Origin of the sequence: Leptospira alstonii serovar Sichuan str. 79601 (genome assembly GCF_000347175.1) — a bacterium.
GTDB lineage: Bacteria > Spirochaetota > Leptospiria > Leptospirales > Leptospiraceae > Leptospira > Leptospira alstonii.
On sequence record NZ_ANIK01000052.1, the window covers coordinates 22,276 to 36,958 of the forward strand.

The following is a 14,683-nucleotide window of genomic DNA, read 5'->3' on the forward strand; positions in this document are numbered from 1 at the left end:
GAATCGATCCAGTATATACAAAGATATTGGTATTTTTATATGACGCTTAGTATTAAGGATCCCGAAACCGACCGATTGGCCAGAAAATTATCTATTTTAACGGGAGAAACTCTGGCTGAAACGATTACAAATTCACTGAAAGAAAGGTTAGAACGTATGGAGCACAATCTAAACGTTCATTCTTCATTGGACGAGATTTATGAAATTTCTCGCCGTTTCCGAGAAAAAATCCAACAATCCATTTCTTCTCTAGATCATGGAGATGAGTTATACAACGAAGACGGAATGCCGGATTGATAGTCGATACTTCCGCGTTACTCGCCATTCTTCTCCAAGAAGAAGAGCAAGAAGAATTCGTTCTTGCAATCGTATCCAATTCGGATTCAAGAATGTCGGTCGCCAATTATCTGGAAGCCGCAATCAAAACGGATCGATTGAAGGATCCTGTCTTATCCCGTTTATTGGATGACGCGATTTCCAAACTTAAAATCAAACTCGAACCGATCACTATCGAGCAGATTAAAATTGCAAGGGAAGCCTATCGAGATTTTGGAAAGGGAAGCGGACATTCGGCAGGATTGAATTTTGGAGATTGTTTTGCCTATGCTCTTGCAAAAGATAAGGGATTTCCTCTTTTATTCAAGGGAAACGATTTTCAACATACCGACATAGAACGCGTCAAGTTCCATAAATGAAAAACGATTCTTTTACGATCCGACGGTTATAGTTTTTTTTCGAAAAAATTTCTTTTGAATTTTCTTACGCCGAACTCACGTTAAAGATGAAATCGAACTAACACGACTTTTAAGATCCGAATTTCGATGCAAAATCGAGATTTTGGGACAATTCTAAATTTCTTGGACGACTTTAAGAACTTGGATTTTCCTTGATGAATTGAGGGATTGTAGGGAATATAACCGAGTATGCTCTTACAATATTTGAAATTGCTCCGGATTCATCAGTGGATCAAGAACGTAATCATTTTCGCGGGCATTATTTTCGCTAAGAAGCTGACCGATCCCGAATCCCTTCAAAGAGTTATTGCGGCATTCTTTCTTTTTTCTCTCGTTGCCAGTTGTCAGTACGTCGTGAACGATTATTTGGATCGTAAGGAAGACGCGTTACATCCCGAAAAAAAACATAGGCCGCTTGCCTCGGGAAAGTTGGATCCTTCTTTCGCACTTTTTATCACCGCCATCATTCTTCCTCTATCTTTGATTCTGGCATATCTATTACATCCGTTCTTTTTCGGCCTTGTGGCTTTTTATCTCGTGTTCAACGTGCTTTACAGTAAATTTTTAAAACACATGGTGATTTTAGACGTGATGAGTATCAGCATCGGATTCGTAATTCGTGCGATCGCGGGTTCCGTAATCATTCACGTTACGTTTTCCTCCTGGCTTTTATTGTGTACGTTTATGCTCGCTCTCTTTTGGGGATTTTCCAAAAGACGAGGGGAACTCATCATCTTGGAAGGAAACGCGAAAGGTCACCGCAAAATTTTGGACGAGTATTCGACTAGCTTTCTGGATATGATGCTCGGAATCGTTGCGACGATGACTTTGATGAGTTACGTTCTTTACGTAACGAGTCCGTCTACGGTTGCGAATCTCGGAACCGATCGTTTGATTTATACGATCCCGATCGTAGTATATGCGATCTTTCGATCTTTGTACATCATCTATATTAAAAATATGGGGCATAACCCGACAAAGGCGATTCTTTCGGACTGGGGAGTATTGCTCGCCGGTTTGATCTGGGTTACTTTGGTGATAACGATCATGTATTCCGATTTCGGAAATCAAATTCGATTCGATCTTTGAAGTTGCGAGTTTTGTCGAAAATATTCTCCTATTGGGAAATTTCTAAAAAGTTTCATTTCGATATTTGAATATGTGTAAGACACTCTTCTAAAGCATTTTATAATATTAGATTTTCAAAAAATACGAATTTTTAGAGGTTCCCTATTTTTTCCACATGGGCAAAGAAGTTGCCTGATTGTGAAAGTTTTAGGACAAACTCTAAAGTCTTTATAAAGGTTTTTAGAGTGATATTTTTTTTGTCGAAACATTTTATCGAAAAGAAAAAATCGGATGTAACGTTCCCGGAGTGAAACGAATTCAAAAGATATGAAGGAAATCTTAAAAAAAAGCGGTAAGATCGCGCTCTGGGTGTTTTTGTTTTTAGCCGTTACGATCTCTCTATCGATCTTCAAAGCATCCGACATCAAACCCGGAATTTCACTGGACACACTTAGAGGAAGCGCGATCCGTGGTTGTTTCGATTGCAAACCTAAGGTCACCGTCGTTTACTTCTGGGCGACTTGGTGCGGAGTTTGTTCCACGAATCTTCCTTTGGTCAAATGGTATTCTCATCAATTGGAAAACAGCTCCCGCTTCTCCTTTGTCAGCGTAGAAGAAGGGGAATCAGAGGAACAACTGAATCGATACGTACGAGAAAAAGATCTTCAATTTAAGATCATTCGGGCGAACGTTTCTTTTTTGAAAGAATGGAAGGTGAACTCGTATCCGTCTTTTGTAATTCTGGATCGATCCGGAAGGATTCGTTTTGCCGATTCCGGAATGATGAATCCTTTTAGTTTTTTCCTGAGAATTTGGATCGCGTATTTTCTTTAACCTCGTGAATCTTTCTGCGAAGTGCCGTGTTCAGAAAACAAATTTCGTAAATTATGTCCTTTCAATGCTTACCATCAGGATAAGAACGATTAAAAACAGGAATTTCTGTGGGAGTTCCCACAGATTAAGTCCCATTTCGAGTAAATACGTACGGTGTTGATTATAGCTGATTCCGTAATTCGTGGGAATTCCCACATTTTTTAACGACCTTTTTACGGAAAACTCAAATGGCAAATTTATATTCAGATTCGGATAATCTGCGGTATGTGATAGAGTTATCGTAAACTTGGATTTAGAGCCTGTCCCAAAACCTATCTCGACCCGTAGGGAGTGAGATTGAGTTACACAAAAATGTGGGAACTACTACGTTTTTAAACGATGGGAAAATCTTACAAAAGCCTAGTAACCGCCAAGGAGACAAAATCTGTGGGAACTCCTGCAAATCTTCTTCGAGGTTTTGGGACAGGCCCTTAGATTCCTTTTCCTCAAAACCGATATACATACTATGGAGCCGTTCAAACCCAAACCCTTACTCAATAAGTCGGAACTACGGCAGATCAAAAAATCCAGAACGAGGGTTGAGGGGAAAAAAGTAATCACGGATGACGTTAAGAAATTAAAATCTCTCAGCGCAACCCCGGATCTTCCCAAAGAAGAACTCATTCAATATTATAAAGAACCGATTTGGATCGAATATTACATTCCGAGAGAATCGAGATTTGCCTACGAAGTGAAGTATTTATTCGTAAAGTTGATCGATCCGATTGCAAGACCGGAACCTGCGGACGCAATCTTAAGAGAGGCGGTTTCCAAGGGAGAATTTATAGACGTACTCGACGTGATGCTTCGTCATCCGGAAAAAGAAACTTTGATTCGAAACAGTTATATAAATACTTTTTCTTTTTTGGAATCGATCTCAGCAAATCACAAATATTTCTTAAAAACAAAGGACGCATACGATTTGAGAATCCCTTTGTTTCATACGGAAGCCCTGATGAAACGGGAGCCGACCATTGCCACCTTGGAATTTTTAGGACCTTATACGATCTACAATCTCAACTGGCTGATTCGAAAATTGAACGAAGGAGAAGAGGAATTTTCACTCGAAGACGAAACGATTTCCGTACTGATCAAACGAAGAAACGAATATTGGGAAAAGAACTCCTTGCCTATCGACGAGGATTTCGAATTGTTTGCGGCGTTATTTTACGAACAAGCTTTTCCACATAGAGGTTCCGAATTCGAGGACGTTCTGCTCAAGGGGAACGATTAAGGTTTGTCCCAAAACCTTAGAAATGCGGGAACTCCTGCAAATTTCTTCTCAGCCTTTGGGAAAATCTCTTAGAAAACATTAGTTTTTAATAATATAATGTGAATTCTGTATAACCGATGCGAAAGCGATTATATGTTGCAACCGCAGGCAGCAACATTGAGTTCAAGCGCGGTCCAGTCCAACTCTTGCATACAAAAACTGGACTCTATTCGCCCTCACTTCCTCACATCGAATTCACGTTAAAATAGAAAGTTTTAAGACAAAATCAAGTTCATTCAAAGATTTTTCCAATAAAAACACGGAACCATTCCTAAAGCAACATCAGATTCTTGATGAAATAAAAATATGTCGATTTTCCTGGAAATATCTTGATAAATAACGGTTTAATTTCTTAAAATGAGGGCTCGCATTGAAACGGAAAAAATGACAGAGAGCAAGAAATGCCGATGGAACTAAAAGACCCGAAACCGGAACTGATAAAACTATATTCCTCCATTGGAAAAATCATAACCTCCTCTCTGGAACAACAGGAAGTTTTAGACGCCGTAATGGAAGAAGTTCGTTTGTTTTTCAGTCCTGAAAATTGGAGTCTTATGCGATATGATGAGAATTCCGGAGAATTATTTTTTCTAATCGCGGAAGGTATTGAACTCAATCGTATCAGAAATATCCGATTAAAATCCGGGGAAGGAATCGCCGGTTCGGTTGCTCAATCAAAATCTCCGATTTTTGCGGAGGATGCAAGAAATGACTCGAGATTCTCCAGAAGAGTGGATGAAAAAACCGGCTTTGAAACGAAAACGATCATCGCAGTCCCGATGATTTTCAGGGGTCAAATTTACGGGGTAATCGAATTGGTAAATCGATTCGACGGTTCTTCTTTTTCGCCGGAAGATTTAGTCATTCTTCAGACAATCGCTGATTTTACGGCGATTTCCTTAGCCAACTCCAATCAATACGAAGAAACGAAGGTTCTCGCGTTCCGAGACGCCTTAACGGGAGTATTTAATCGTAACAAGTTGAATCATCTCAGGAATGAATGGTCCGGCAGAAGAATGGACGATCATCTTGCGTTAGTCGCTCTTCTGGACTTAAACGATTTCAAAATGATAAACGACACTTACGGCCATAAAACGGGGGATCAAGTTCTTTGTCATTTTGCCAATGTCCTTCGTTACGTGGTTCGCGGAACGGATAAGATTTTTAGAATCGGCGGGGATGAATTTTTAGTTCTCGTTCAACATGAGAATCGGGAAAAAATCGTTCAAACAGAGAATAGATTCCAGGAAGCGATGTCGATTCTTTTGAGAAAATGTAAGACAAATGATCCCCCTTTTAATTTTACTTGGGGAACATCCGTCGGTTCTCTTCAGAAATTGGATGAATTGATTCACGAAGCCGATCTTTCCATGTACGCGTCTAAAGAATAAATCCATCAACTCTCTCGAGTTTATTCTCTGCGATCCGCAAACCGGTGTCGTCAATTTAAAGATTTTAGAACGTTAACAACCCGGACCGCTCCCTTGTAAAGTCCTAAAATCTAACCACTTGAAACGCAGGAGTTCCCGCATTTTTAAGGTTTGATACAAGTTTTAAAATGAAAAAACTATCTTCCGCCTTGAAGCTATCTACTCGACTCCAATCAAAACTCCAAAAGAAAGTTACGGCACATCGCCGAAGTATTCGATCTCTCGATTTAAGAGAATTCCCGTTGTTCGATAGACCTTATCTAAAACGAGTTCAACCAAATAGTTTACGTCCGCAGCCGTTGCAGTTCCCACATTAACGATAAAATTACAGTGTTCGGGTGAAATCAGAGCGCCGCCCTTTGCCTGGCCTCTCAAACCGGCTTGGTCGATCAATTCCCAAGCTTTGATTTCTTTTCCGTCCTCCCGAAAAATCTTGGGATTTTTAAAAACAGAGCCTGCGCTTTTTTTATTTTCAGGTTGGGAAGAATTTCTTCTGTCCCTTTTTTCCTTTAACGAAGTTTCGATTTCCTCTAAATTTCCTTCTTTCAAGAGAATCTCGATTCCCAAAATGATGGAATCTTTTGCGTTTAAAAATTCGGTAAATCGATAACCGTGTTTAATTTCGGCGGGTTTAAGAACGAATACTTCGTTGTTTCTCAAAAATTCAACAGTTTGAATCAAGTCAAAAAGTTCTCCGCCGTAACAACCCGCATTTTGAATCACCGCCCCGCCCGTCCATCCCGGAATCGTGCTCAAAAATTCGGCCCCCGTATAACCCAATTGCGAAATTTGTCGAAATGTCGGCGTCGTGTTCGTAGCGGCGCCGATTCTAAATCTTCCTTCCCCTAAGGATTCGTATTCCTTAAATTTCCCCGACAAACGTAGGACGATAAAGTTATCGGGATGATCCGAAATCAAAAGATTCGAACCTCCCCCAAGTATCTTCCAAGGTATTTCGGATTTATAAAAAATGGAAAGCGCTTCCAAGACCTGCGCCGAATTTTCGGGTTCGACAACCATCGGACAAATTCCGCCGATCTTAAACGAAGACAAAACTCCGAGTCGAACATCCGACCTAAAGGGTATTTTAGAGGACTCCAAGGTTTGTTTTAGGATTCGAATCCGAGGTTCGGAAAGAACAAGCGACATTTGAATACAGAAAAGAGGTACCCCTATTATCTTCTACAAGAAAAAGAACTCAAGGAAATTCCGAATTCAGTTCGATCTTATAGGAAAGAGGTGATTTATGTTTTTTCTCTTATTGGAATCCATTTATCTCGACTTTGCTTCCGGACGGACCGATTGGGAAACCTATTGTGAATCGGTAATCCTTCTCGCTCAAGATCAAGAAAAACTGGCGGGGTTCGTTTAAAGGAACTCTATACTTTTAAAACGGTCGCCTAACGATTGCTAATTGACAACGTCCGCGAGTTCAAAGTGACAAGCACCAGTGGTAAGCGGAAACTAGTTGCGGTAGCGGCTTAGGACGCCCTATCTTTTAAGCTCTTATTCTACTTATCCGAAAGCAAACACTTTATTAAAGATTGATATGGAATATCTTTCTTGTTGACCATAACTTTCAATCTATCAATTAATGCTTCAGATAATCTCAAGGAGATCATTTTCGTTGTGGGTTTTAAATTTGGGAAAGATACTTTTTTGCCTTTGAATAATCGATATAATTCGCAGAATCATTTTTAGACCAAAAATCAATCTTTTACCTTATCTTTCTTCTCCTATAATTTCATTCATAATAGCTTTCAACTCAAACATTATTATCAAATTGAATTTTAGCCGCTATACGCTCAACGAAATAGGCTTGCCGACATTGTGTCTCCGGAGCAACAAAACAATATGCAGAAGGCCAAGCGAGACTGAGCGGAGATCTCGAATGTCGAAACGACGCGAGAAGCCGCAGTTAGGCGATGTATCTGCGCTATTTTTACTTAGTTCACTTCCATAATTGTTTCTAATTTCTTAGATAAAAACATATCAGCTGGAGAAACCACAAAATCATTTAGTGGAATATTTTCTCCGTATCTCTTCTTCATCAGATATTTAACCGTTGAATTACTTAGATCGAAATCCTTTAATCTCTTATCTTCAGTAAGTTCAATGTCCAATGCTTTCTTAAATATTTTCCAAGCTAATTCTGTACAATAGATCTTCTCATCAGACCAATTGAAATAAATGTCATAGTGTTTTCCAATATATTTATCCCCGACGGATTTCATGAATTTTAATTTCTCATCGGTTAGGATCGTTTCCGAATTGGTTAACCTTTTAATTACAAAATGTTTATTTTTTCCTCTCGAAATAAAATTATGAATTTCAGTAATTTTTACCGGCTCGACCGCTTCTAAGACTTTTAGTTTTTCTTTGTATTTAAAGATTATTCCGACGTGTGTATATCGCGATTTGGTAGCTATTTTAATAGCCTTGCCTTGTTCCGAAAAAGTTTCCTGAAATATTAAATCGCCTTCTTTGAGTTTATCAATGAAAGATCCGCCATTCAATCGGAGAGAGACGAGAAAAATCGGGATAAAGAATGATATTTTTAAATAGTGTTTCATTTCTTTTAAACGGTCCTTTTGGTATATTGATTTATCTAAAGTGCGTTCTTGGAAGATGATTTACAATAAAACACTTGAATCTATATAAACTATCATCTTTAGAAACGATCGGTTCGAGAATCTTTGGGAATAGCTCCCAAATCTATTTTTGGCATTTTTTCAGCATATCTTTTAACGATTGAATCAATTTGTGATTTATTTCTTTTTGCTAACTTGATTTTCCCTATTCGATGTTGCTCCTCTAAATAAATATAAGAACGTTTTTTTAAATCATTTAGAAATTCAGAAAGCTTTTTAATTTCCGCTATTACTTGCTCATGTTCCGTAATAACGATTGTCTCTCCAGCTTTCACTAAATGAAGATATTTACTTAGATTGTTTTTAAGATCCCTTAATCCCACAGACTTCATGACTTAATTATAGCCATTGGCTCTCTTTTAAATTCTTTTCTCATATTAAAGTAGTCTTTTGCAAAACTGTCGCCTAACAACGTTTCGCGCGTACAATAACTTATTAAGCTTTTACCTTATTTTTTAATACCGAATTCTTAATTTTATAATCTTTTATAAGAATTTCAGTAGAGATCCCTAATTTTTTATTAATTTTTCGTATCATATCTAAAGTTAATTTTCTTTTCTTGTTAAGAATCTCAGTTGCCCGATTCCGACCACCAATCCAATTACCTAAATCGACGCTCTTGAGATTTTTTTCTTCCATAACAGATTTTATTGCTTCAATTGGGTCTGGAGTCTCAATAGGAAAATGTTTATTTTCGTACGCGTCGACAAGCGTTATTAAAATATCTAATTTATCATATTCAGGCGTATTTTTCCTTGCATCCCAAAGTCTTTCTATTTCTTTGAGAGCGAAATCGTAATCCTTGGTCGATTTTATTGGTTTAATTTCCATTTAAATATCCTCAGCACTAATTTTATCATATTCTTCATGTGTCCCAATAAAACGTATGAATATAGTTTGTAGATTATAATGTATTTTTACGATTAATCTATACTTGTTTCCATGAATATTAAAAACAACCCTACTATTTTTTAGAATACTTGCATTCCTATATTTTTCTTTAATTACTGTTGGTGAAGTCCAAATTGATTTGGAAGCTTCTTTATACCAGACTTCAATGGCTGTTTTCGAAGCTGAGTATTTTGGATTTTCATAGAAATCTCGTAAGATTTTTCTGGAAATTATTCTCACATTGACATTTTTTACATGTTCCCATTATGGGAACAATCTTTTTTGGGTTATGATTTAATCTAAATTTCAAATAATGATGAGGTGTAAAATTCGCCAAAAACTTTCGCCTAACTACAATTTCACGAAAGATTTTCGATTCTCAAAAACTCGACGATCTTTTCGGAAACGACTTCCTTGGAAAAAGGACCGATTTTAATCGCCTTACCGGCGGAGGAAAAAATAAACACGGTAGTATCCACTTCGCCGAAACCTTTTTCGTTCTTACCGACGTAGTTACCGACGATATAATCCAAATTCTTACTTTTAAGTTTGCCCCTGGCGTATTCTTCCAAGGAATCCGTTTCCGCCGCAAAACCCACCAGACAACAGCCGGAAATCCCTTCTTTGGCGATTTTAGAACTGACCGTTTTAAGAATATCCGGATTTTTGACGAGCTCCAGAAGAACGGTCTCACTTCCGTCTTCCTTCTTGATTTTTGATTCCTTACTATCGAGTGGACGAAAGTCCGCCGGGGCTGCGGCCATGATCAAAATCGTATCCGCTTGAATCTCACTAAGAACCGCGTCGCAGAGATCGGACGTGGTTTCCACGGAAATTTTTTTAGCGCCTTTAGGAACTTTATAATTTTCTAATACTTGACCGTGAATATAAACGACTTCGGGAATCCATTTCGAAATCGCTTCCGCGATATGAAAACCCATCTTACCGGAAGAAGCGTTCGAAATATATCGAACCGGATCGATCCATTCTCTTGTCGGTCCGGATGTAATGATTGCTTTGGAAAACCCCACTCTGACTTCTCTTACTCTAAGAATTTCCCCGATACGTGTCCAAAATCAACTTTTGAATCAGAGAAATTTCGGCTAACTTTCCGTAACCCTCGTCCCCGCAAACGACCACACCTTCGGAAGGGTCCGCAAGAATCACCCCGTCATCGGTCAATCGTTTTAGGTTCCTCTGAACCGCGGGGTGTGCGTACATAAACGGATTCATCGCGGGTGCGACGATCACCGGGCAATTTGCCGCAAGATAAGTGGAGGTTACCAGATCGTCCGCAATTCCGTTCGCCATTTTGCCGATGATATTTGCGGTCGCTGGAACTACTGCGATCACCGATGCGGAATTTTTCGCGTCGATATGAGCCATTCCCTGTTCGTATTCATCGACACGAACTTTTTTGCCGGTCATCGCTTCGAACGTAATCGGTCCGACGAACTCGGTCGCGTGTGCGGTCATGATCACACTCACCGGATAACCTTCTTTCGTGAGATTGCGTACGAGTTCACAGGCCTTATAAGCCGCGATACTTCCTGAAACCGCAATGAGTATTTCTTTTCCAGGATTGGACATAGGTTTCCGATTTTATTTTTTAGACTGAGCCCTATTGCTTAAACTGACTCTCGTAAAACGTACGGAAAGAATTTTATTTCCTTCCATCTTTTCCACGATTAGAGTTCCGGTTTGAAGGGAAATCGTAGAACCTTCTTCCGGCATATCTTCCAAACGACCGAGGATAAAACCCGCAATCGTACGAATGTCCTTGATCTCTTCTTCTTGGACTCCTACGAGAATTTCCTTCAGATCGTCCAACTCCGCCTCTCCGTCGATCGTAAAACTGTCCGAATGTTGCGCGGGAAACGGATCCGTTTCGTGATCGTCAGTTTCATCCCGGATTTGTCCGAAAATTTCTTCGATGATATCTTCCAAAGTAAGAAGACCGGAAACTCCGCCGTATTCGTCGATGACGATCGCCATGTGCTGTTTGTTTTCCCTGAGTTTCTGCATTACCTTTTCGATCGAAAGACCTTCGGGGACAAAAATCGGAGGTTGCATGATCGCGGTAACTTTTTCCTTTCTTCCCTTTTTGGAATTGGACAACCAAGTAAGATACGTCTGAACGTGAATGATTCCTATGATCTTATCCGTATTTCCTTCGTAGATCGGATATCTCGAGAAATGATGTTCCGCGATGATCGAAATCAAAGAGTCCATCGCGGTATCGTGCGAAATTCCGATGATGCTCAAACGATGAGTCATCACATCCTTTGCCTGATGTTCCGAAAACTGAAACGTGTTTTGGATGATCTGAAATTCTTCCTGATCGATCTTCCCTTGTTTGTTCTGTTCTTCTATGATGATCATCAATTCTTCGGGAGAATGCATCATCCTACTTTTGTTCGCCTGAATTCCCATCAACCTCAAAAGAAAGGAAGTCATCTCGTTTAAGAAAAACGTAATCGGATAAAATATATAATAAAAAAAGAATAAAGGAATACTGATAAAAAGCGCGACCGTTTCCGTGTTCTGAATCGCGATGGTTTTAGGAAGAAGTTCCCCCAAAAGGATATGAAGAAACGTGATGATCGTAAACGAAACCGTGATCGCCAAACCGTGAATCGTCGCCTCGCTCGTGGAATAACCGAACATCTCCAAAAGAAAAGTCAACCATCTCGAAACGTATCCTTCTCCGACCCAACCTAACAAAAGACTGGCGACCGTAATTCCGACCTGACATACGGATAACATGTCGTTCAATTTTTGAGCCGCGCGTTTCGTGATGAACGCGAGAGGTTTATTTTCCTTGATCAATTCTTCCAAACGCGAAGGACGAATCGAAACCAACGCAAACTCGGCGGAAACGAAAAATCCGTTTGCAAATATAAGTAGAACGATAATAAAAAAGCCGATTAGTTCCATTGTGGGAGTATAGAGATCAGATTGGATCTATGATTGTGTGAATTTAGAATGAACCCGGTGTTTGGGTTTAAGGAACGGAAATTGAATATCGTTGAAATGTAGAACTGACTACCTTCGGGGTCCATGTGACTTACTGGATAGAGTCTTTGAATTGGCGAAAAATGTCGATCGTTTAAAAGAAAAAAACATTCGATTTTATGGAACTAACGTTTTGCAAAAACAATCTTTTCATCGTTCATTCGATATGTTTTCGAATCCGAATTCCTCGAAACGAAGCTTCCGGTTCGTTCGTTTCCTGAGAAAGTTTTTCCAAAAGGTTTATGTCCGATTCCGAATTTAAGTCCAAGGATTTGATATAGTACATTCTATATACTCCGGAATTGATCCAAAAAGAAACCCAATCCAAAAAATCTTCGGACCTTCCTTTCCAACCGTTACCGCTCAAGGAATCTCTCGTAAAAATCAGTCTCTGTGGTGTGTTCCTAAAATCATAACGTCTGTGTAACCTTGAAAAACGAATCTGTTCCTCTCCGCAACCCCAAGAATATTCGTTTAAACTTCCCGCAGAATCGTCTTCCACTTTCAAGTTCCAAACCATCATCGAATGATTTCCGGCGAGTAATTTATTCCCTTCGAAATAAGTGAAGCTTACTTTTTCGAAATTGGAATTGGATAGGTTGTCCGTATTTTTACAATCGCAGACGTAAATGCGTTCCGACTTAATCTTGTCGTCCTTTCTGCTGAATTTAGCGAACAATCTAAAATCGATGTCCGGAAATTCCTTCTTTAGATAATCGAAGGATTCCATTCCCGAAACGTTCAAATAAATCTGAACGTTGTCTCTTTTATACAAGGATTCGATCAAAGATTTTAATACGACTTGAACCGTGAACGAAGAAGCGGACTCGGAAGGAATCTCCTTCAATTCCAGTTCCTGAGAATCGCCGGGTTTCCAAAAGATATAAGTCCTTTTATCTCTCACAAAAACGCTCAATACGGGACTATGCGATTTTTTGATTTCTTGATTTCTAAACGGATCGAATTCGTCCAAAAGTCGTATAACCTCCGTTTGGCGAATTAGGGATCGACTCGAACTGAGATGTTCTTTGGGTCCCGGATAAAATCCCCGAAAGGAGGAAATTCTTCGGCTGGTATCGATTATGGAAACGAGAGTGTTCGGATACGCCGTGTTGCCCATCGCCTCTTTCTGCTCCAAACGCGACAAAAAACCCAGAAGTTCCGTCGTATGACCGTGAAGAATATAATAACCGATCGCAGCGTCCGTAAACTCTCTTACGCCGTAAACGACCGGAAGATAATTCTTCAATTGAAGGAGCATATCGTCGGGCCTTCTATGAATCGTAATCGCGACCGCTTGGTCCAAAGCGCCTTTCACTGTTTTTAAGGATTTCGATTCTTTATGGGAATAGAACAAACCGGTGAGTCGAATCCATTCTTCCGTATAAACGGGGTCGGCGGTTTTTAAAATTCCGTACGCTTTCGTAAATTCTATGATCGCTTTTCTCAGGTCGTTCTTTTTATAATGAATGAATCCGTTCAACAATGTGGAAGCGTATTCCACCCTTTTCCATCCCTTGCTCTGAGCGAGGAAAGTGATTTCGGTCGCCATCTTGCCCGCGACCTCGGGCTCGTCGTTCATCAGAATTTGAACGATCCTAAGACGAGTAAACAAATCGTCTTCGGTTAAATTTTTCGGAGTGGAAACGGACTTGAGCGCGTCGACCGCTTTGAAGGAATTTTTCGATCTCCAGATCGCCATGGAAATCAAATCCCTCGCGCTGTTGATGGAAATCGGTTCCCCCAAAAACGGATTGAGGATCGCCGAGGACCATTCTAAAAAATCCAGGTTCAAATAGTAATCCAGAGATTTCTTATATTCCTGATTGAGATAAGCGATGGTGCCTAACTTTAGATATAAATGATTTTTATAAGAAGTCCTTAAATCGGGATGATGTTTGAGGATATAATCCAACACCTTCTCTGCGGAAGTCAAATCCCCTCCGATCAGATAGTAATACGCAAGTTTTTCATAGGAATATCCGATGATTCTTCCGCTCAAATTTTCGGAGATGATGAGAATCTTTTGAAAATGAACCGACTCTCTGGAAAGCCCGAGTTCGGCGAGTTGATCCGCGATGTTGTAGATAACGTTGCTCAAAAAAGGAATGTATTTCAGTTCCGGATCTTCCAGAAACGGAGCCAGAGTTCGGTTTAAATTCAAATATTCCCTTTCGTGCGATTTCGCATTCGGAGAAAAATCGGAAAGATATTTTTTTAAACGCAGGGTTTTACAAAGCGAATAATAAGCGGACTTTCTGGAACATTTTAGATTTTCGGAAGTTTTTTTTTCGAATAGGGTAAGATCGAAACCTTCCGCCAATTCCTTGAGATACGGAGAAGTTTCGTTCTTTGAAAATTGAATCAGCAAATTGCGGGAAGAATCCTTGGAATTAAAATTCAATTCTTTGAATATTCTTAGAAAAATTCCCCCCAATACGAGTTCGCTTTCCGCGTTAGTCGTAAGCTTTAACAAAGATTCGTATCGACGTACGTCCTTGTTGAGAATAAAATATTCTCCCGCAAAAAGGAGATAATCCGTTTTTTCCAACAACGTTAGATTTGCGGGAAAGGAATTGATTTCGTCCTTGGATTGAAAGACGGTTTTTCCGTTTAAATTGAAAGAAAAACCCTCCGAACTTTTCGCCCATCCGAATTCCTGTTTGGTTTGAGCTGCGATCGAATACGAACATATAAAACTCAAGAATAGGCAGAGACGGAATTGAAAGGAAAGGAGCTTCAAGGTCG

At 39.7% G+C, this 14,683-nt stretch carries 16 protein-coding genes and 1 pseudogene; 7 read left to right on the forward strand and 10 right to left on the reverse strand.

What is annotated here, in order from left to right; genetic code table 11:
* Positions 1-39 precede the first annotated feature (39 nt).
* From LEP1GSC194_RS11135 to LEP1GSC194_RS11160, 6 genes are all read left to right on the forward strand, one after another.
* Positions 40-297, forward strand: coding sequence for a type II toxin-antitoxin system VapB family antitoxin (locus tag LEP1GSC194_RS11135; RefSeq protein WP_017809635.1), 258 nt, complete (start codon positions 40-42; stop codon positions 295-297).
* Positions 294-695: a type II toxin-antitoxin system VapC family toxin gene (locus tag LEP1GSC194_RS11140; protein ID WP_017809636.1), complete on the forward strand. Its 402-nt coding sequence runs from the start codon at positions 294-296 to the stop codon at positions 693-695. Before LEP1GSC194_RS11135 ends, LEP1GSC194_RS11140 begins: the two co-directional genes overlap by 4 nt.
* 228 nt (positions 696-923) lie before the next feature.
* Positions 924-1,823 (forward strand): decaprenyl-phosphate phosphoribosyltransferase, encoded by a 900-nt coding sequence (locus tag LEP1GSC194_RS11145; RefSeq protein ID WP_020773697.1) that lies wholly within the window; start codon positions 924-926, stop codon positions 1,821-1,823.
* Between the two features lie 306 nt (positions 1,824-2,129).
* Positions 2,130-2,636, forward strand: a complete 507-nt coding sequence (locus tag LEP1GSC194_RS11150) for a thioredoxin-like domain-containing protein (protein ID WP_017809638.1) — start codon at positions 2,130-2,132, stop codon at positions 2,634-2,636.
* Between the two features lie 505 nt (positions 2,637-3,141).
* Entirely contained in the window at positions 3,142-3,909 is a 768-nt protein-coding gene (locus LEP1GSC194_RS11155) for a hypothetical protein (protein WP_020773685.1), read from the forward strand.
* A gap of 446 nt (positions 3,910-4,355) precedes the next feature.
* A complete protein-coding gene (locus LEP1GSC194_RS11160; protein ID WP_021064301.1) occupies positions 4,356-5,339 on the forward strand; it encodes a sensor domain-containing diguanylate cyclase in 984 nt (327 codons plus the stop codon).
* 231 nt (positions 5,340-5,570) lie between these two features.
* On the opposite strand, the gene murB is transcribed toward LEP1GSC194_RS11160, so the two are convergent.
* Positions 5,571-6,527, reverse strand: a complete 957-nt coding sequence (gene murB / locus LEP1GSC194_RS11165) for a UDP-N-acetylmuramate dehydrogenase (RefSeq protein WP_020773698.1) — start codon at positions 6,525-6,527, stop codon at positions 5,571-5,573.
* A gap of 97 nt (positions 6,528-6,624) precedes the next feature.
* Here murB and LEP1GSC194_RS23370 point away from each other — a divergent pair, with 97 nt between their 5' ends.
* Entirely contained in the window at positions 6,625-6,750 is a 126-nt protein-coding gene (locus LEP1GSC194_RS23370) for a hypothetical protein (RefSeq protein ID WP_000465702.1), read from the forward strand.
* Positions 6,751-6,889: 139 nt separating this feature from the next.
* Here the strand turns inward: LEP1GSC194_RS23370 and LEP1GSC194_RS21365 are convergent.
* From LEP1GSC194_RS21365 to LEP1GSC194_RS11205, 9 genes and pseudogenes are all read right to left on the reverse strand, one after another.
* Positions 6,890-7,092, reverse strand: a pseudogene (locus LEP1GSC194_RS21365) (BrnA antitoxin family protein).
* A gap of 232 nt (positions 7,093-7,324) precedes the next feature.
* Positions 7,325-7,951: a YiiX family permuted papain-like enzyme gene (locus tag LEP1GSC194_RS11170; RefSeq protein WP_020773735.1), complete on the reverse strand. Its 627-nt coding sequence runs from the start codon at positions 7,949-7,951 to the stop codon at positions 7,325-7,327.
* Between the two features lie 98 nt (positions 7,952-8,049).
* Positions 8,050-8,361 carry a type II toxin-antitoxin system Phd/YefM family antitoxin gene (locus tag LEP1GSC194_RS11175; RefSeq protein ID WP_020773747.1) on the reverse strand — a complete coding sequence of 104 codons (312 nt, stop codon included), beginning with the start codon at positions 8,359-8,361 and terminating at the stop codon, positions 8,050-8,052.
* 103 nt (positions 8,362-8,464) lie between these two features.
* On the reverse strand, positions 8,465-8,860 hold the full coding sequence (locus LEP1GSC194_RS11180; protein ID WP_020773699.1) for a helix-turn-helix domain-containing protein: 396 nt from the start codon (positions 8,858-8,860) through the stop codon (positions 8,465-8,467).
* Positions 8,861-9,160, reverse strand: a complete 300-nt coding sequence (locus LEP1GSC194_RS11185; protein WP_036042470.1) for a type II toxin-antitoxin system HigB family toxin — start codon at positions 9,158-9,160, stop codon at positions 8,861-8,863.
* Positions 9,161-9,279: 119 nt separating this feature from the next.
* Entirely contained in the window at positions 9,280-9,951 is a 672-nt protein-coding gene (locus tag LEP1GSC194_RS11190; RefSeq protein WP_017810159.1) for a phosphopantothenoylcysteine decarboxylase domain-containing protein, read from the reverse strand.
* 16 nt (positions 9,952-9,967) lie between these two features.
* Positions 9,968-10,510 (reverse strand): phosphopantothenoylcysteine decarboxylase, encoded by a 543-nt coding sequence (locus LEP1GSC194_RS11195; protein WP_020773678.1) that lies wholly within the window; start codon positions 10,508-10,510, stop codon positions 9,968-9,970.
* A gap of 12 nt (positions 10,511-10,522) precedes the next feature.
* Positions 10,523-11,857, reverse strand: a complete 1,335-nt coding sequence (locus tag LEP1GSC194_RS11200) for a hemolysin family protein (RefSeq protein WP_020773752.1) — start codon at positions 11,855-11,857, stop codon at positions 10,523-10,525.
* Positions 11,858-12,092: 235 nt separating this feature from the next.
* Positions 12,093-14,678 (reverse strand): tetratricopeptide repeat protein, encoded by a 2,586-nt coding sequence (locus LEP1GSC194_RS11205; RefSeq protein WP_020773713.1) that lies wholly within the window; start codon positions 14,676-14,678, stop codon positions 12,093-12,095.
* Positions 14,679-14,683 lie beyond the last annotated feature (5 nt).

What these genes read in the sequence shown, in the direction of transcription:
- LEP1GSC194_RS11195 (WP_020773678.1), bottom strand. Translation starts at nt 10,510, where the DNA reads ATGTCCAATCCTGGAAAAGAAATACTCATTGCGGTTTCAGGAAGTATC.
- LEP1GSC194_RS11135 (WP_017809635.1), top strand. Translation starts at nt 40, where the DNA reads ATGACGCTTAGTATTAAGGATCCCGAAACCGACCGATTGGCCAGAAAA.
- LEP1GSC194_RS11155 (WP_020773685.1), top strand. Translation starts at nt 3,142, where the DNA reads ATGGAGCCGTTCAAACCCAAACCCTTACTCAATAAGTCGGAACTACGG.
- LEP1GSC194_RS11175 (WP_020773747.1), bottom strand. Translation starts at nt 8,361, where the DNA reads ATGAAGTCTGTGGGATTAAGGGATCTTAAAAACAATCTAAGTAAATAT.
- LEP1GSC194_RS23370 (WP_000465702.1), top strand. Translation starts at nt 6,625, where the DNA reads ATGTTTTTTCTCTTATTGGAATCCATTTATCTCGACTTTGCTTCCGGA.
- LEP1GSC194_RS11170 (WP_020773735.1), bottom strand. Translation starts at nt 7,951, where the DNA reads ATGAAACACTATTTAAAAATATCATTCTTTATCCCGATTTTTCTCGTC.
- LEP1GSC194_RS11145 (WP_020773697.1), top strand. Translation starts at nt 924, where the DNA reads ATGCTCTTACAATATTTGAAATTGCTCCGGATTCATCAGTGGATCAAG.
- LEP1GSC194_RS11150 (WP_017809638.1), top strand. Translation starts at nt 2,130, where the DNA reads ATGAAGGAAATCTTAAAAAAAAGCGGTAAGATCGCGCTCTGGGTGTTT.
- LEP1GSC194_RS11180 (WP_020773699.1), bottom strand. Translation starts at nt 8,860, where the DNA reads ATGGAAATTAAACCAATAAAATCGACCAAGGATTACGATTTCGCTCTC.
- LEP1GSC194_RS11160 (WP_021064301.1), top strand. Translation starts at nt 4,356, where the DNA reads ATGGAACTAAAAGACCCGAAACCGGAACTGATAAAACTATATTCCTCC.
- murB (WP_020773698.1), bottom strand. Translation starts at nt 6,527, where the DNA reads ATGTCGCTTGTTCTTTCCGAACCTCGGATTCGAATCCTAAAACAAACC.
- LEP1GSC194_RS11200 (WP_020773752.1), bottom strand. Translation starts at nt 11,857, where the DNA reads ATGGAACTAATCGGCTTTTTTATTATCGTTCTACTTATATTTGCAAAC.